Here is a 17887-nt window from a genome sequence, read left to right as displayed (position 1 = left end):
GGTCTTTTTTATGGCAGCAGCGTTTTGAGTTTCTTGCGCGCGGTGGGAGAAATATCATGCGGATGGCTATAACCCATGTTTTCCACTGACCGGGTATAGAGAGCGACCAGCCAGTCGTAAACATAGCGCGTTGCAGCATGAACAGGTTGTTCGCCTAAACGCGTTAACCGTTCCGTCGAGCCAGAACTCGCGGAGGCGAACACAGCGCTGCCTTTCTGCACGCGGCTGGCAGGGCGCTGCGCTTCCGGAACATCTGCATAACCCAGCCAGGCGACAAAATTACCAATGGCGGCGTACAACTGCGCCGCAGAAGCGGTATCGCGCTGCATAATCTTCTGCAACTGCTCCGGCATATTCAGTCGGTAGCTGCTAATGATGATGATTTCCGCCATCTGCCGCACCGTGGCGGACGAGAGGCCAAGCCGGGTGGCGTTCTCCTCATTACGACTCCACTGACGCAAGTGATTGATCCACATCGCGTGCGCCTGTTGACCTGCATCACGCGCCACCTGAGGCTGTTCGCTACTCTCTGCCGCCTCGCCAAACAGGTCGATGGCATCGTTAAACAAGCCGTTGACCTGTTCTTCGCGCGGTTGCTGAACCTTCCACAGAGAGTCAAATTGCTGCATATCCGGGAGCAGGCCTTCCAGCAATTCGCCATGACGCGCCGCATGGGTCTGCAACTCACGCACGACCGCCTCTGCGCGGGTACGCTGAGCGGCATTCTCTTTTGCAGGGGCGATGAGCCAGGCCTGCATCAGATCGCGCAGCGCCAGCTGATGACGTTCACGCAGGGATTTGAAACGATGCTGACGCAGCGCCGGGGCGGTTGCCTGGGCGAGCCACTCAAGAACCCGTTGTAAACTGCTGGCGTCCAGCGCCTGCAGCGTACCCCAGTGCTGGCCCGGTTTCCCGACCAGTTGTTGCACCATTTCATCCAGATTCTGCCCGCTGGTAAAACGGGCATCGTGCGGGGTGATGGTCCAGACCAGTCCAGGCAGTGCGGTCTCGTGGCCCGATTGCGTCTCCTTAACCCAGTTCAGTAACGCTTTCGCCGTTGCCGTTGTGGTTGAGCGATGCGCTGTGGCATTGCAAATCAGTAAGACATCCGGCTGTAATTGCTGACGATAGCTCTCCAGCAGCCAGCGGCATTTACTGTTCCACAGCGGATGTCCCTCCTGCGGCGCTGGGGTGGGGATATCCAGAATATCCACACCGTTCAACTCGCTGTTTTCGACCGGAAGCACCAGCTCTTTGGTTAACAGCGCCAGCGTCGAAACAGGAATACTGACTGCATTCTGTAATTGATCGTCCGACCACGGATGCACCACCACCTCACCGGCAATGGCTTCATTGTCCTGATCCGTAGGAGTGAGAAAACCTTCGGTCGGCAGGGCGAAGTTATCGACTAACAGGCTCAACGGCGCCGCCAGTTCCTGGGCGTTTCCGGTCTGGTGCAGCGTATGCGCCAGGGATAGCCACTGTTGTGTTAACTCCTGTTGCTCACCCCACAGCAGTGCCCAGGCACTGGCACGAGCGCTCAAGTCCAGCGATGGCAGAAGGCAGGCGAACTGATACCACAGCGCGTCGTCCATATGCTGTTGTGATGACGGCACCACCGAGCGCCAGAAACGGGCAATTCCCCCGACATCTTCCGCGCTAATCCCCGGAACCGGGTTTGGCTGGCGCAGTGCGCGCCATTTTGCCAGACGGCTTTCAATAACCGTCTTGTCGACGACACGCACTTCCGGCATGGCCTGCGCGTGCGCGATGAAGACCTGCACCAGTTCCGCCTCGCTAATAAGACGTAAGCGCAGGGGAAAATTGTCATCAACACGCGGATTCTCGCGGCTGAAACGCAGCGCCATACTGGTCAACATATGGCCGGGGTTGAGATGGCTGAAATAATCCAGCGTCTTCTCGCCCAGCAAAACATGCAGACGTCCGTTGCCGCTGTCACACAGCGCGGCAAGTAAATGGGCTTTGGCTGCCTGAGCATGCCCGTACAGCCCAACGGTGCAGGGCATTTTCGCGGCGCTTTCCAGCGCGGATTCCTGCGCCGTTAGTGCCGTTAAGCGCGCCAGTAGCGCGTCCGCGTCATCATCCAGCAACGGTGAAATCTGACGGTTTTCATTGATCCATGCACTGATCGCCTGGGTCGTGCTCATACTTGCACTCATTTCAGATACACACTCCCGCTGTCGATCCAGTAATGGCTGCCACTGTGGCGGCGATCGGCCAGCGTATTCAATTTGAATGTTAACGCATCGGCGGGAACCGGCGTACCATCCTGCAGCCAGGCTTCGCTCAGAATAAACGATTCCGGCCCCTGGTGTTTGTTGCCGCCGCTAAACTGCAGTCGCACATTCAACACCCCGTCGCCCGCGATGGTCTTCGCCAGGTCAGAAGAGTTAATGCTCAGCGTGTAGAGCGGGGTGGCAGGCCAGCGGGCGTTTGCCAGTTGACGAAAACCGAGCGTGACATTACCACGCAGCGGGAAATGCAGACGGGCATCCAGTTTCGCGCCCGGTTTATCCAGATCGATATCGTGATACCAGATATTCTCATCGCGCAGGGTGTTGACCACGTTATCCAACACGCCGAGATAGCGCACTGTCGAGTAGGCGCCGATGTCAGCGGCTTTAAAGTTAAAGCGCGGCAGTCGCAGATCCAGCGCCAGGCTGCACAGCATTGCCCCTACCGCCGCGGTCGATTTCGGGTTGCCGATTTTGCCTTGCTGGCTGAACGGATACCACTCATGTACGCGGTACTTATCAAGCCAGACCATGCGGTTAACCGGCACCGGCTGCAAATGGCGAATCAACGCCTGAACACCCGGCAGACAGCCAGGACGTCCGGTAATCAACAGGACATCACAACAGTAATGGCTGATCGCCTCGCAGACCGCGTGCAGCGGCGAGGCAAGAGTAAATTGCCCGGCTAGCATCGCGTCCTGTAATTCGCGGAAGTTGACCTGAATCGGCACGCTCAGCACATCAAACTCCGGCGAGCCGGCAGGGAGCGCGTGGTCGATCGCCTGCTTCAGGTAGTTCATCACGTTGCGCGTTGGCAACTGGCTCAACAGTTCGCCGAACGAGGCATACAGCCCGGCAAGCGGATCGTTGACGTCACTCTCTTCCCACGCCGCCAGAATGGCATGGCCAATGGGCATAAACAGTTGCAGGGTGGTTTGTTGGCGCAACACCGCCTGCGTATCAATACGCCCGGAGTCGCCAAACAGGGTCGCCAGCAACGAGGCGGCATCCGTAATCCCGGCTTTTTGCAACTGAGTTTGCATCGCAGGCAGCACGCAGCGCTGAATCACATCCAGCAGCACATCGTCACCCGCCACTTTAAACCCTTCACGGAACAGCAATTGCGGGGTGATTTTAACGTTGCTGCCGGTGCCATCATCAAGCTGGTAATGGGTGATCGCCATATCGGTTGTGCCGCCGCCGATATCCACCGAGGCAACGCGCAGGGAGCGTCCCGGTCGCGCGCCTGGGGCTTCGGCCCGATCGGGACGGGCGAGGGAGGCAAAAAAAGTTTCGGTTTGCCCGGCGTAGCGGGAAATTGCCTCGTTATACAGCCAGACGAGTTGACCGCAACTGGCTTCGTCCCACTCCATCTGAATATGCGGAACCGGCACCACGCTTTTTTCCTGCTGCTTGCGATGCGCAAAGTCATCATCCTGCGGATGCCAGCCCATGGCTTTCCAGACCAGCGCAATGGCTTCGAACATCCGGCGGCGGAAAATTTCACGTTCCTGCTTCGGCATCGCCGACGGCAGGGTCAGAATAATGGTACGCAACTGACGCGGCGAGGCGGGAAAGCCCAGACGCAAACGGGTGGCGACGCTGTTAATCTGCCCGAGCGCCTGTGCCAGCAACTCGCACAGCATATGTGTCATCAAGGTGCTGCGACTGTATTGTGGCGAAAAGACGGGCAGGCGCTCATCGACGGGCAGGGTATACAGCGGCTGACCTTCATCGTTCATCAGGTTCATCAGCGGAAACGCGGTTGCCAGAGGTTCGCGCTGCGTTTTGCTGTTCATCTGGCTAAAACGCCAGTCCTGCAATACCGGGGTTTCATCCCAAAGGTAACGGCGCGGGCTGGAAATTCCGCTGTTGCCTTCGGTTCCCAGACGCTGCATCGCCAGTTTGCGCGCCTCGTCGCCGACTCGCACAATAGAAGGCCAGATAAACGCGTCTTCGCGCCCGCTTTCTACCGAGAAATGCTGTTTGCCAAAACGCGCTTCTGAGAACTCCAGGCGGCTGGTGAACAGGGGTTCATTAAGGAATTGCGGCTCGCTTAAAGAGCGTACCTGCAGCTCGGCGGTCTGGCGCAGACCATCGTTGGCATCGCCATGATCTTCAATAATGACGCCACAGGTGTGGGTGTTGCCGACATCGAGAATTAAATCCACCGGGATAGCCGGGGTGCTCAGCGTGTGGGTGACAATTTTCACCTCAGGCACCAAAAGCTGCGTTCCCAGCAGGGTAAGCAGGTTCAGCCAGTGCGCCTGATATTCAAAGCTGCGCAACGCCTGGGTAATTTCACGCTCACTGCGTTGTTCATCCTGATTGATGTGCTGAAGAAACGCTTCCCGTAACCAGCCATCTACCCAGGTCTGATCGAGAAAATCCGCCACTTCGTCATCACGCCATGCCAGCGCGAAGCGTGTGCCGTTAAGAATATCGTTCTCTTGCGGTGCCAGCGCTGACGGGGAGTTGCCGTTGATCTGGCTGTCGAGGGCCAGGGTTACGCGGTGGGTATTCCCGGCGCCATCCGGCTCACTCAGTTTACGAATCTGTACCCGCGCCCAGTTATCTGGCCCTTCGACGAAGGTACGCGGCGGGTTGAAGCGTAAGAACGGTATGGGCAGCCACACGCCATCGAGCACCGCCAGCGATGCGTGCAGCGACTGGGTGCTTTCCGGTTTGACCACCTCGGGCATGCCGCCATTGTGCGCCGGTAGGGTATAGCGTTCATTGACCAGATCGTAATCCAGGCGCAACAGTGGACCGTTCGCCGTCTTACGTACAAAGCGACCGCTTTGCGCCGACTCCTGTGGCGTCAGGCCAAAATCGAGAAACTGGACGCCACTGTTGGCGATAAGTGTGACGCTCTGTTTGTAATCACAAAGATTAACCAGCATAAAATCAGGCACCTGTTTTTCTGAAGGTCACCGCAACGGGCGTGGTATTCGCTTCAAAGCGCGCACTGCATTCCGCGATATCATTGGTTCCGGCTTTGCAGGAAATCTCCGGCATTGGGTAGCGGGAACCGTCGGTGCAACGTGCCGTGCTGCGACTCTTGATCATGAGAACCCCGGTTTCGTGCAGGCCGGAGTACAGGTCGGCGCGACAGCTCAAATTATTGCCCTGAATAACGCGCGCCGTGCCTTTATTGTTCTGAATCTGAAAACGCATGGTGACATCTTTACCGGTGGCCTGATCTTTCACGTCCATCACGACGCGCCAGTTACCATTGAGGAAACGGGTTGAGCCCGTTTTCACTTCCAGCGCGTCCATGACCAGCGCATCTTTCGGGATAGCGGTGATCACCAACGGTTTTTTCTCATGTACCACGGGTTCAGGTGTTTCCACTTTGGGCGCAATCACCTCGGCCTGATGGAGCGGCAGATTTGCATTCAGCGTTGGGATGTGACGCACAACGGCGACTGGCGCAGGTTCGGGGCTTGCCACCACAGGCGCCGACTGTACGGTTTTCGGGGCGGGGGCTTCATGTTGCTGATTTAACCATAATGGCACCGCAACCGCCGCAGCCACCGCGGCCGCAATCGGTAAAACCCACAGGCCGTAGCGGCGACGTTTTACCGCGACAGGGGCTGGCGTCGGTTCCGGCTCGGGAGTGGGCTCAGGTTCAGCAACCGGCGAGGCCATTTGCATTACCGGTTCGTCTTTCGCTACGGCTGTACTGATTCCCGGCACAGGCGCGAGCAGCGGTTCGTCGGCGTGACTTATCGTGACCGTGGCAACAGGCTCTTCGGCAGGTTCCGGTTCTGGTTCGATAACGGCAAGCGGCTCCGGAATATCTTCTTTGCGCAGGCATTCCAGCACATCTTCTCTGGCACTCTCATTGAGATTAACAAAGCCCCAAAAGGTGATGACCGGCTTACCGTCGACAAGAAAAACGTGGTTTTCACCGGGAAACTGCAACGCTTTTTCCAGCAGTGAACCAAACAGTTGCTGTGCTGTTTTTGGCGACTGCATGCATTTGCGGCTAAGGGTCGCGGCGCTGTCCAGGGTGCTTTCCAGGTAACGTAAGGCACGAAAGCGCGCATCTTCATCGGCGGCTTTCCAGGCCTGGGCGCGGCCTTCGACAGGGGAGTACCAGTCAACGCGGTCGCCTTCATCATTCACCTGCGGTATGGCAAGGCAGTCAACCAGCGCCTGCTGCTTACGCAGACGCAGGGCTTCACGAATTTGTAACGCCGAATCAAATACGGCCTGACCGCCGCCGCCCACGGCTTGAAAATCATCAAGATCGCCGCTGCGCAAGAGTGTTTTTGCCACGTTTTCATCCCATAGACTTTTTCACGCGTCTACTGTACGCAATGTCATCACAAACAAACGGCAGAAGAGAGCGCAAAACCATTGAATTCTCGACGCATTGAGACCATCTCATAAACCTTGACGGCAAGAAGTTCGTTTAAGTTGAATGATAAATTTAATTTTGCTGGAAAATTCAGCAAAAACAACTGGATTAGAATAACCTGATAGTGATTCGTTATTTGCCAGTTCACTTCTGCTGTGCTGAGATTAATACTCCAAATAATAAATAAGGCCCGAATCTATGTTCGCAAGGAAATCCCTGCTCGCGCTGGCGCTGAGCACGCTGTTACCTGCAGGCGCCGTGTGGGCGGCAAACAATGACACCCTTGTCTATTGCTCCGAAGCCTCGCCAGAATCGTTCAACCCGCAAATCGCCAGCTCTGGCCCATCGTTTGTCGCCAGTTCACAGGTGCTGTATAACCGCCTGGTGAACTTCGATCCGGTGAAAAACACCCCGATTCCGTCACTGGCCACCGCCTGGACAATCTCGCCGGACGGGAAAACATACACCTTTACGCTGCGTCAGGGCGTCAAATTTAACAGCAATAAATACTTTAAACCGACCCGCGATTTTAATGCGGATGACGTTATTTTCTCCGTTATGCGTCAGAAAGACCCTAACCATCCTTATCATAATGTTTCGAAAGGAAATTACGAATATTTCAGCGATGTTGGGCTGGATAAACTGATTCAGGATGTCAAAAAGGTTGATGACTATCACGTTCAGTTTGTTTTGAGTGAGCCTAACGCCGCGTTTCTTGCCGACTGGGGAATGGACTTCGCCTCCATCCTCTCGGCGGAATATGCCGACGCCATGCTGAAAAAAGGGACGCCGGAGAATGTCGACAACTGGCCGATCGGTACGGGCCCGTATGTCTTACAGCAATACAAAACCGACGCGCAAATCCGCTATCTCGCAAACCCCAACTACTGGGACGGCGAGGTGCCGACAAAACACCTGATTTTTGCCATCACACCGGATGTCCAGACCCGTCTGGCGAAACTGCAAACCAACGAGTGTCAGATTATCCCGGCGCCTGCGCCGGTTCAGTTTGAGCAGATTAAAGGCAATAAAGATCTGACCCTTCACACTATCGATGCGCTGAACGTTGGCTATCTGGCGTTTAACACCGAGAAAAAACCGTTTGATAATGTCCTGGTGCGTCAGGCGTTGAATTACGCTACTGAGAAAAAAGCGATTGTCGATGCGGTCTTCCTGGGGTCGGGTACCGTGGCGAAATCACCGCTGCCGCCGAACATGCTGGGCTACAAAAAAGATCTGAAAGATTACGGCTACGATCCGGAGAAAGCCAAAGCACTGCTGAAACAGGCCGGGCTGGAGAAGGGCTTTGAAACGACCATCTGGTCCATGCCGGTACAGCGTCCGTACAACCCGAACTCACGCCGCATTGCGGAGATGATCCAGAGCGACTGGGCGAAAGTGGGCGTGAAAGCGAAAATTGTCTCTTATGAGTGGGGCGAATATCTGGCCGGGATGCGTCGCGGTGAGCATGATACCGCGCTGTTTGGCTGGATGTCGGATAATGGCGACCCGGATAACTTTGCCGACACCCTGTTAAGCTGCGCCAGCGTGAAAAGCGGTTCGAATGCCGCACGCTGGTGCGATAAAGCGTATGATGGCCCGGTACTGCAGGCTAAACTGACCAGCGATCCGGCAAAACGCGCCGGGCTTTATGGTCAGGCACAAGAGGTCTTCTATCAGCAGACGCCGTGGATTGCGCTGGCGAACGGTAAAACCTTCTATGCCACACGCAGTAATGTCACAGGTTATAGCGTGAGCTTAATGGGTAGTGATTTTTCGAAAGCAAAACTGAATTAACAGAGGTAGGCATGTCGCATCTGGATGAGGTAATCGCCCGCGTGGACGAAACCATTGCACAAAGCGTGATTGCAAATATGAACGAGCTGCTGATTGCACTGAGCGATGATAGCGCGCTGAGCCGGGAAGAGCGTTATACCCAGCAACAGCGCCTGCGTCACGCCATCTCGCAGCATGGTCGTCAGCATAAAGAGGATATGGAAGCGCGACGCGAGCAGCTCACCAAAGGTGGCAGTATCCTGTAAATCAGAACTGGCGTCTGGCAACCAGCCAGGCGCCAATCACCAGCAGAACCGCACCGCATACCGGGCCAATCAGGGCTTTGAGTGCCACTCCCTGACTTCTGACCACATCCATCACCAGCCCTCCAATCAACTGACTGGCTACCAACACGGCAATGGTAGTGGCGGCCCCCACATACTGATAGCCGCTGATACTGGCGAAGACAAAAAACGAACCGAGCAGACCGGGGATCAACGTCCACCAGCGGACGGTTGCCACCAGTTCGCTAAAGCCGGACAGTCCGTGTTTTACCAACAAGATACTGACAAACAGAACGATCCCCACCAGCGAGTTCAGCAACATCGCGATCAATATAGTGGACGACGACTGGGTGATGCGCACCATCAGGGTGTTTTGCACCACCAGGCCAATGCCGGCGGCAACCAGAAAGCAGAGGGTAAGGGTCTGATTCATCAGATGGCGTCCGGGTCCTGGCGCTGATCCAGTTGCAACTGCATAAACGTCAGATCCAGCCAGCGGCCAAATTTGGTGCCCACCTGCGGCATCTGCGCAGTGACGGTGAAACCCAGTTTCTCATGCAAATGGATAGAGGCATGGTTCTGCGACTCGATGCCTGCAACCATCACATGTTTGCCAACGCGTTTAGCCTCGTCAATCAGTCGCGCCATCAGCGCCTGACCGATTTTCTTACCCTGGTGATCCGGATGGACGTAGACAGAATGCTCGACCGTGTGACGGAAACCGTCGAACGCGCGCCAGTCGCCAAACGACGCATAGCCAGTGACAACGTCACCTTCTTCGCTTACCAGTACGGGATAACCCAGTAGCGCACGTGCTTCGAACCAGGCAATCCGGTTATCCACGTCAACAGTTTTGTCATTCCAGATGGCCGCAGTGTGCACGACGGCGTGATTGTAGATCTCTGCAATTGCCGCGCAATCGTCTTTACTGGCGTAACGAATATTCATGGTTGAACCTCAGTGGTTGTACACTATAGTATTACGATATGAATACTATTACAGACAACATAAATCAACGGATCAGTGCGCGAATTCGCGTTGAACGGGAATCACGAGGCTGGTCGCTTAGCGAACTGGCCGAACGCGCTGGCGTCTCGCGCGCCATGATCCATAAGATTGAACGCGGGGAAAGTAGCCCTACGGCGACTCTGCTTGCCCGCTTATCCGGGGCTTTTGGCATTAGCATGTCTACCCTGATTGCACGCGCTGAGATGCAAGAGGGTAAGCTATTGCGCTTTGCCGACCAGCCCGTCTGGCGCGACCCACAGACGCATTATTTGCGCCGGCATATCTCGCCGCGCAGCGATCTGCCCATCGACCTTGTGCAAATCGATTTACCCGCTGGCAGCAATATCCCGATGCCAGCCTCTTCCTACGCACTTGCCAGGCAATTGATCTGGTTGCAGGAGGGGGAACTGGTCTTTATGGAAGGTGATACGCGCCATGAAATGAAAGCGGGGGATTGCCTGGAGCTCGGCCCGCCGAACGACTGTCGCTTCATTAATGAAACCGACACATCCTGTCGCTACCTGGTAGTGCGCCTTAATCCAGGCGGTTAACAATGAATGTGCATCTCCTGTTTTCCACGACTAGTATCAATAGAACTTTTCATGGGAACAGGAGAGCAACATGAAACAACAACATGACCGCAACCGCCGTTGGGTTCTGGCCTCAAGGCCAAAGGGCGCACCGACAGTCGACAATTTTCGGCTTGAAGAAGATACCATTGCCACCCCAGGCGAAGGTCAGGTGCTGCTGCGAACCGTCTACCTTTCACTTGACCCCTATATGCGCGGCAGGATGAGCGATGCGCCATCTTACAGTCCGCCGGTGCCGGTTGATGGTGTCATGTGCGGCGCTACCATCAGTCGCGTCGTACAGTCACAGCATAACGATTTCCACGAAGGCGATTGGGTGTTGGGCTACAGCGGCTGGCAGGATTACGAGATTTCCGGCGGTGAAGGACTCATCAAACTCGGCGAGAACCCTGAACATCCCTCGTGGTCGCTCGGTGTGCTCGGGATGCCGGGTTTCACTGCCTATATGGGGTTACTGGATATCGGACAGCCGAAATCGGGAGAGACGTTGGTCGTTGCTGCGGCTACAGGTCCGGTAGGGGCGACGGTCGGCCAGATAGGTAAACTCAAAGGGTGCCGGGTTGTGGGCGTCGCTGGCGGCAGTGAAAAATGTCGTCATGCTGTAGATACACTTGGTTTTGATGCCTGTATCGATCACCATGCCAGCGATTTTGCCGAACAACTGGCGAAAGCCTGTCCACAAGGCATCGATATTTATTTCGAAAATGTCGGCGGCAAGGTATTTGATGCGGTATTGCCATTATTGAATACTGCAGCACGAATTCCGTTGTGCGGGCTGATTAGTGGTTATAATGCGACCTCTTTGCCGGATGGTCCGGATCGTATCCCGTTATTAATGGGGACGCTCCTGAAAAAAAGAATTCGCTTGCAGGGGTTTATTATTAGCCAGGATTATGGTCACCGCATCAACGAATTTCAGCGTGACATGTCGCAGTGGGTTAAAGAGAGGAAAATCCATTATCGCGAGCAAATCACTGACGAACTTGAAAGCGCACCAGAGACCTTTATTGGCTTACTTGCCGGGAAAAACTTCGGTAAAGTTGTGATTCGCGTCGGCGAGGATGACTAAAAATGGTGGTGGCGGTGAAAACCGTCATCATAATACGTGCAAAATTTTAAAAAACGTCTTTAATTATACAAGCATAAGGAATCGACGACCTTATCGGTAACGGTTCCTGGTAGTTGTGCATAAAAAATAACATTTTGTTCTAACTTTACGCGTCAATCCAATACCAGGCATGATTATACATAATATATCTTTGCAAATTATGTTCACCGACACGCTACCAGGCTGAAAATAAATAAGAATTTGGACGGGACACAATCACATGCTTGATTTGGAAAAAGCGCAGCGGACGAGCCTTACTATGCAGGTAGAAGCCAGTCTAAAGAGTGCGCTTATTATTGGTGCGCTTAAACCTGGCGCCCGGCTCATCACGAAAGAAATTGCAGATCAATTAGGAACCAGTATTACGCCTGTCAGGGAAGCATTACTGCGTCTTGTTTCCGCAGGTGCTCTTCATGCTACTCCTGCGCAAGCATTCCTTGTTCCGGACGTGGGTAAGGCGCGATTCATAGAAATTAGTGATATTCGCAAAAAGCTTGAAGGTATGGCTGTACGCGCTGCCTGCAAAAATATGACGGCAGGTAAAGTTCATGAATTGCGTATTCTTGCCGAGGCTTTTAGTGAGGCGGCAAAAACAGGAAATACTGAATTGACTTTGCAGTCAAATCGCGTATTTCGGTTTGCTGTATATCACTATGCGGAAATGCCAACGCTTGCCGCAATAATTGAACAATTATGGGTTCGTATTGGCCCATGCTTTAATTATCTTTATCCTTCATCACCTGAGTTATCGCGCGGATATGATTATGGCGATTTATTATCCGCATTCGAGAAAGGCGACGAAAACGGTTGCGAAAAAGCAATATACCGCACCATTGATGATGGCGCAGTCATACTGTTAAAGCAGTTCAATAGCTGAGTGATAGTTTAGTCTTGAAATCATTCAGTGCAATTTGATGATTTTTAAATGCTCCCCACCAAAAATTTGGCAAAGGGGAGCATCATCATCACGTTTTTTGTCTTCAGCGATTTTCCTTCTTAACTCCCTGGGCTGCCTGCCGATAATCGATGAGTGCTAAGTTGAGCGCTAACATTGATGTGACGCAAGGAGTTTGGGATGTCTTTTAGCCAGGGGTTGAGAAATATTACTATCAGTAAGAAGCTGTCTGTCGGCTTTGGTATTGTGCTTTTTCTGGTTGCCATTGCTACCGTTCTGAGCGTATTGCGGTTTAAAGAGATCCGCAATGTCTACGCAAAAACTAACCTGATTTATAGCGTTAACATTGAGGTCTTCCAGGCCAAGATTAACCGCCTGAAGTATCTTTATGGCGATGAGAAAGCCGGTCCGATCATGTCCGACTATGTAAAACATGCGTCGCAGCTCACCGCCAGTGCGGGTGAAATGTCATGGAATGATGACGAGAGCGCGCTGTTGCATACGCTGGCAGGCCATCTGGCTAACTTTGAGGCGGGGTCTGCGGAAATGCAGCAGGCGACAAACGCCATGAAATCCGTTCGCGAGAACCTGGACCAGCTCGGAGCAGACGATAAGCGTGCGCGCTTTAGTACACTCATCTCCACACCTGTGGCTGATAACGCATTAAGCGCCCGGATTTTTGATCAACTGATTGCCATCGGAGGGGTGCGCGATGCCGCGTTAATGGTGCGTTTTAGCCCGACGAAAGAGACGCGCGATATTCTCGATGATCGCTTCAACAAAGCGCAGGCTGGGGTACAAACGCTTTCAGGCCAGCTTCCGGCTGAGCTGCTTTCTCCGATGCAGGCATTGTGGGATGAAACCGCCCGTTATCGCGACCTGAGCATCAACTATTTTACTGCGGTTCAGGCGATCAAAACGGCTGAGGATAAAGTTAAAGTCGCCGGGGATGACAGCAGCGCAGATATCAAAAAAGTGATCGCGAGCGTAAAAACTTACAATGACGCACTGGCCGATAACTCGAGTACCACAGCGGCCATTATCGGCATTATTGCCATTCTGATTGGCGTTATTGTCTCGTGGTGGATTATTCGTCAGATCACCCGCCCTGTTGTTCATAACCTGGCGCTGGCCGAGCGTATCGCCAGTGGCGATCTCAGTTCGCAGATTACCGCGCAAAGCGACGACGAACTGGGCAAACTCACCGCTGCAATGGGGCGTATGAATAGCCGCCTTCGCGAGATGATTTTTGACGTTCGTAATAGCGTGGCGCAGGTTTCCCGTGCGGCAACGGAAATTGCCGAAGGCAATACCGATCTCTCTTCCCGGACAGAGCAACAGGCTGCTGCCGTCGTGCAAACGGCGGCCAGTATGGAAGAGTTAACCGCGACGGTGAAAAACAACGCGGATAACGCGCGTAATGCCAGCAGGCTTGCGGCGCAGGCCTCGAACACGGCCAGCGAAGGTGGCAACGTGATGCGCGATGTGGTGAAAACGATGAGTGATATCCACAACAGCTCAAACAAAATTGCCGACATTACCGCGGTCATCAACAGTATTGCCTTTCAGACCAACATTCTTGCACTTAACGCGGCGGTAGAAGCAGCCCGTGCGGGAGAGCAGGGGCGCGGCTTTGCGGTGGTTGCCAGTGAAGTGCGTAGCCTCTCTCAGCGCAGTTCCCAGGCGGCGAAAGATATCGAGCAACTGATTACCGAGTCGGTGTCACGCATCAATACCGGCAGTGAACTGGTGGCTAAGGCCGGGGAAACGATGGGGCAAGTGGTGCAGTCGGTCACCCGTGTTAATGACATCATGGGTGAAATTTCTTCTGCCTCTGAGGAGCAAAGCCGCGGGATTGAACAAATTGCCCGCGCGGTGGGTGAACTGGACAGTACCACGCAGCAAAACGCCGCCCTGGTGAGCGAGTCGTCAAGCGCAGCAGGTTCTCTGGAAGAGCAGGCGTTACGCCTGGAGCAACTGGTTGCGACATTCCGTCTTGAGTCGGGCGCGGCGCCGGTAAAATCATCGACGCCTGCCAGGCCGCAGCCGCCAGTCTCAACGCCGCGTAAACCGGCTGAGGTGACCAGCGACGACGGCTGGACGACCTTCTGATAGAACAGAGGCCCGCTTTGCAAAAAGAGGGCCTCTGGTTATTCAACCGCCATCACTCAAAGCGATAGGCAACCGACAAACCTACGCCATAATTGCGCCCCGGCGCCGGTTCGTAGTAACGGTTATTGGATTCGTTAACAATCACCGATCCCACATATTCACGATCAAACAGATTATCCACGCGCCCGAACACATCCATCATCCAGTTACCGTAGTTAAATTTATAGCCGGTATTCAGGCCGACCACCGTCCAGGACGGTGCGGTTGCCGTGTTTTCGTCATTAGCGGCGATATCACTCATATAGTGCACATCCGCACCCGCATACCAGCCTTGTTCGGGAACATAGCCCAGTGATGCAAAGCCCATATTGCGCGCGATACCGGGGATCCGGTTGCCGTTGCAATTACTGTCGCCGCAGACGTCGCTGCGGTAGGTCGCATCCAGATACGTCCACGCCAGTTTTGCCCGCCAGTTTCCGGCGAATTGCTGATCGAGCGCCAGCTCCGCGCCCTGGCGGCGGGTTTTGCCGGCGTTTTTATAAGTGGTGCGTCCGCCGCTACTGGTATCGGTGACAATTTCGTTATCGGTATCGGTACGAAAGAGTGCTGCACTGAGCAACCCATAACCCACGCGAGTTTTGCTGCCGATTTCGACGGTATCGTTTGTCGACGGTTTAAGGGCAAAATTGAGTCCACTTTGCCCGCCAGAACGGTAAGAGAGCTCGTTAATGGTAGGCGTTTCAAAACCACGCCCCGCCGCCGCATAGAGATTCCAGCTATCGGTCAGCGCATATTTCAGCGACCCGGCAGGCAGCCATTTGTGATAGCTGGCATCACCGCTGTCATCGCCATTGCTTGCCGTAATATAGTGATCGTTTGAATCAAACCAGACCGAGCTATAACGCAGACCCGCATCCAGCGACAGCTTATCGGTCAACTGCCAACGGGTTTGCACATAAGGGTCGACGTTCCACATCAGGTTACGTTCGTTACGACGCAAGTTCCCCTCGCGACCATAATCCGGCGCGCCATTGACCATCACAAAGTTTTCATAGCCTTTGCGCTGCTCGCTCATGGTTTCGTAATTCAACCCGCTGGTGATAGTCACCGGTACCAACAGTTCGCCGCGATGGGTCCAGCGAGTATCGATCCCCTGGTAATGGCGGGTCAGGTCGATCACGCCCCCGGCGTGCTGTGGGTTCAACTGGGGGCCGCGAGGAATTGACTGGTACTGGGTGGTTTCACGCTCCCCGGCGTACATCATGACACTCACATCATCCTGCGCGCTGAGCTGGCGCTCATAACGCAACCCGGCCTGTGTCTGTTTAACCGTTTTGCGCGTGTCGTACTGCACGGCACGCGGTGACTGACGCGGGTTATCGTGCCACTCCTCTTTTGTGAGACCGCCCGGATCGTTCGCCTTGATGTCCACGCTGTTGAAAATCAGCGTCAGCTTACTGGCCTCGTCGATACGCACACCCAGTTTGGCATTGGCGAGATTTTTACGCGCACCGCTGCGATCGCGATAGCCATGGGTGACAAAACGGGTCGAGGAGACCGTGTAATCCACATCGCCTGGCTGTGTGCCATCGCCCACCGCACCGCTGGCTTTAGTGCCATAACGCCAGCTTCCGTAACTGCCGTAATAACTGCTGGCTTCAAGTTCCGTTGGCTGACGGCCCGTCTGGGTGGTCACATTCACTACACCGCCAGATGCATTGCCGTAGAGTGCAGAGAAAGGGCCGCGCAGGACGTCGATACTCTCTACGCTGGTGAGATCGATATTCGAGGTTTGCCCCTGTCCGTCCGGCATGGTGGCAGGAATACCGTCGACATACATGCGGATACCGCGCACGCCGTAGGTCGAGCGGGAACCAAAACCGCGAATGGAGAGCTGTAAATCCTGCGCATAGTTCTGGCGATTTTGCACCTGTAAGCCAGGCACGCCGCCCAGCGATTCCGAGAGGTTGATTTGGGGCGTGGCCTGACGAATATCGTCGCCGTTCACGACACTGATAGCCGCCGGGGTGTCGAGTTCTGAAACTGTGCGGGGTGTCGCGCTGACGATCATCGTTTGTTCATTGTCGGCCGCCAGCACGGCAGGCGCGTAGATGACCGGAAGTAACAGCGCTGGAAACGCTGTTCTTGAAAGGGCAAAAATATTCATAAATTGACCAGAATAAGAAACGAACCAAATGGGAACATGGCGTAATGTTAATATCTTTAACAATTCATGAAAACTTTAAGGGCACATTACGTTAACAAAAAGTGTAGACGTTACCGCCGATGACAGTAAAAACAGATTTAATGCTCCACATTGCACGTAATAATGATTACTATTCTCAATTAATAAGGCAGGGCTATGACCCTGGCGTCATGGAAGCATGTGAAGCAAAACTATATTTGTTTATCAAAGGGAGTCGTCATGTTTTTACGTCATTTATCTGCGCCATGTCTGCGTCGTTCACTGTTGTTAGGTTCACTGCTGCTGGCCGGGACATTTCACGCCCAGGCCAGCGAAGAGATGCTGCGTAAACCGGTCGCTAAAGGTGCCTACGAAATGGCCTGGAGCCAACAGGACAACGCGCTGTGGGTGGCTACCTCACAGAGCCGTAAAACCGATAAAGGCGGCGTGGTCTACCGTCTGGACCCACTTTCACTGGACGTGACGCTGGCTGTCCATAACGATCTCAAGCCGTTCGGTGCTGCCATTAACTCCCGGACGCAAACCCTGTGGGTGGGTAATACCACTAACGGCGCCGTCACTGCCATTGACGCGAAAACGGGTGATGTGAAAGGGCGCCTGGTTCTCGATGACCGTAAGCGCAGTGAAACTGTGCGTCCGCTGCAGCCGCGTGAACTGGTGGTGGATGAAACGACTAATACCGTTTACATCAGCGGTATCGGCAATGAGAGTGTGATTTGGGCGGTAAATGGCGAAACCATGACGCTCAAATACACCATTACGGGGACCGGCAAATTCAGTACGGGTCTGGCCATCGATGCGGCGGCAAAACGCCTGTATACCACCAACGGTGACGGGGAATTGCTGACTATCGACACCGCCACCCACAAAATTGTGACGCGTAAGAAATTGCAGGATGACGGTAAAGAACACTTCTATCTGAATCTGAGCCTGGACACCGCAGGCCATCGCGCCTTTATTACCGACTCCAAAACGCCTGAGGTTCTGGTCGTTGATCTGCGTAATGGGGCTGTACTGCAAAAGATCGCCGCGCCGGAATCCCTGGCGGTGCTGTTTAACCCGACGCGTAACGAAGCGTATGTCACCCATCGTCAGGCGGGCAAAGTCAGCGTGATTGATGGCAAAACCTATAAGGTGGTGAAAACCTTCGATACGCCAACGCATCCGAACAGCCTGGCGCTCTCCGCCGATGGCCAGACGCTCTATGTCAGCGTGAAACAGGCGTCCAGCAAAGAGAAAGAGGCCACAGAGCCGGACGACATCATCCGTATTGCCCTCTAAGCACGC

General features: G+C 54.4%; 13 protein-coding genes. 7 read left to right on the top strand and 6 right to left on the bottom strand.

Going from position 1 to position 17887, the window contains the following annotated elements; all coding sequences use genetic code 11:
* Nucleotides 1-8 precede the first annotated feature (8 nt).
* From ACS0RQ_RS13965 to ACS0RQ_RS13955, 3 genes are read right to left on the bottom strand one after another with little or no spacing between them, the layout of a single operon-like run.
* Nucleotides 9-2180, bottom strand: coding sequence for a virulence factor SrfC family protein (locus ACS0RQ_RS13965; protein ID WP_271850411.1), 2172 nt, complete (start codon nucleotides 2178-2180; stop codon nucleotides 9-11).
* Nucleotides 2177-5158 carry a virulence factor SrfB gene (locus ACS0RQ_RS13960; protein WP_271850412.1) on the bottom strand — a complete coding sequence of 994 codons (2982 nt, stop codon included), beginning with the start codon at nucleotides 5156-5158 and terminating at the stop codon, nucleotides 2177-2179. The genes ACS0RQ_RS13965 and ACS0RQ_RS13960 overlap by 4 nt, the downstream gene beginning before the upstream one ends.
* Nucleotides 5159-5162: 4 nt before the next feature.
* A complete protein-coding gene (locus ACS0RQ_RS13955; RefSeq protein ID WP_271850413.1) occupies nucleotides 5163-6539 on the bottom strand; it encodes an SrfA family protein in 1377 nt (458 codons plus the stop codon).
* Between the two features lie 280 nt (nucleotides 6540-6819).
* Here ACS0RQ_RS13955 and ACS0RQ_RS13950 point away from each other — a divergent pair, with 280 nt between their 5' ends.
* Both ACS0RQ_RS13950 and ACS0RQ_RS13945 read left to right on the top strand, forming a co-directional pair.
* Nucleotides 6820-8418 carry an ABC transporter substrate-binding protein gene (locus ACS0RQ_RS13950; RefSeq protein WP_334633238.1) on the top strand — a complete coding sequence of 533 codons (1599 nt, stop codon included), beginning with the start codon at nucleotides 6820-6822 and terminating at the stop codon, nucleotides 8416-8418.
* An 11-nt stretch (nucleotides 8419-8429) separates the two neighbouring features.
* Nucleotides 8430-8663 carry a DUF2526 family protein gene (locus ACS0RQ_RS13945; protein ID WP_039079091.1) on the top strand — a complete coding sequence of 78 codons (234 nt, stop codon included), beginning with the start codon at nucleotides 8430-8432 and terminating at the stop codon, nucleotides 8661-8663.
* A gap of 1 nt (nucleotide 8664) precedes the next feature.
* On the opposite strand, the gene ACS0RQ_RS13940 is transcribed toward ACS0RQ_RS13945, so the two are convergent.
* Nucleotides 8665-9114 carry a DMT family transporter gene (locus ACS0RQ_RS13940; RefSeq protein ID WP_107223082.1) on the bottom strand — a complete coding sequence of 150 codons (450 nt, stop codon included), beginning with the start codon at nucleotides 9112-9114 and terminating at the stop codon, nucleotides 8665-8667.
* Nucleotides 9114-9629 carry a GNAT family N-acetyltransferase gene (locus ACS0RQ_RS13935; protein ID WP_039079089.1) on the bottom strand — a complete coding sequence of 172 codons (516 nt, stop codon included), beginning with the start codon at nucleotides 9627-9629 and terminating at the stop codon, nucleotides 9114-9116. The genes ACS0RQ_RS13940 and ACS0RQ_RS13935 overlap by 1 nt, the downstream gene beginning before the upstream one ends.
* Before the next feature lie 38 nt (nucleotides 9630-9667).
* Between ACS0RQ_RS13935 and ACS0RQ_RS13930 the strand changes: the two genes are divergently transcribed.
* The 4 genes from ACS0RQ_RS13930 (at nucleotide 9668) to ACS0RQ_RS13915 (ending at nucleotide 14394) form a co-directional block, all read left to right on the top strand.
* Nucleotides 9668-10240 (top strand): helix-turn-helix domain-containing protein, encoded by a 573-nt coding sequence (locus ACS0RQ_RS13930; RefSeq protein WP_271850415.1) that lies wholly within the window; start codon nucleotides 9668-9670, stop codon nucleotides 10238-10240.
* Between the two features lie 70 nt (nucleotides 10241-10310).
* A complete protein-coding gene (gene curA / locus ACS0RQ_RS13925; RefSeq protein ID WP_271850416.1) occupies nucleotides 10311-11348 on the top strand; it encodes an NADPH-dependent curcumin/dihydrocurcumin reductase in 1038 nt (345 codons plus the stop codon).
* Between the two features lie 259 nt (nucleotides 11349-11607).
* Nucleotides 11608-12264: a GntR family transcriptional regulator gene (locus ACS0RQ_RS13920; RefSeq protein WP_271850417.1), complete on the top strand. Its 657-nt coding sequence runs from the start codon at nucleotides 11608-11610 to the stop codon at nucleotides 12262-12264.
* Between the two features lie 198 nt (nucleotides 12265-12462).
* On the top strand, nucleotides 12463-14394 hold the full coding sequence (locus ACS0RQ_RS13915; RefSeq protein ID WP_271850418.1) for a methyl-accepting chemotaxis protein: 1932 nt from the start codon (nucleotides 12463-12465) through the stop codon (nucleotides 14392-14394).
* A 52-nt stretch (nucleotides 14395-14446) separates the two neighbouring features.
* On the opposite strand, the gene pqqU is transcribed toward ACS0RQ_RS13915, so the two are convergent.
* A complete protein-coding gene (gene pqqU / locus ACS0RQ_RS13910) occupies nucleotides 14447-16561 on the bottom strand; it encodes a TonB-dependent receptor PqqU (RefSeq protein ID WP_271850419.1) in 2115 nt (704 codons plus the stop codon).
* A gap of 258 nt (nucleotides 16562-16819) precedes the next feature.
* Between pqqU and yncE the strand changes: the two genes are divergently transcribed.
* Entirely contained in the window at nucleotides 16820-17881 is a 1062-nt protein-coding gene (gene yncE / locus ACS0RQ_RS13905) for a 7-bladed beta-propeller protein YncE (RefSeq protein ID WP_271850420.1), read from the top strand.
* Nucleotides 17882-17887 lie beyond the last annotated feature (6 nt).

It is taken from the genome of Phytobacter diazotrophicus (assembly GCF_052061655.1).
Classification (GTDB): domain Bacteria; phylum Pseudomonadota; class Gammaproteobacteria; order Enterobacterales; family Enterobacteriaceae; genus Phytobacter; species Phytobacter diazotrophicus.
Note: the sequence above shows the minus strand (reverse complement) of the source record. Positions and strands in the feature narration are given on the sequence as shown.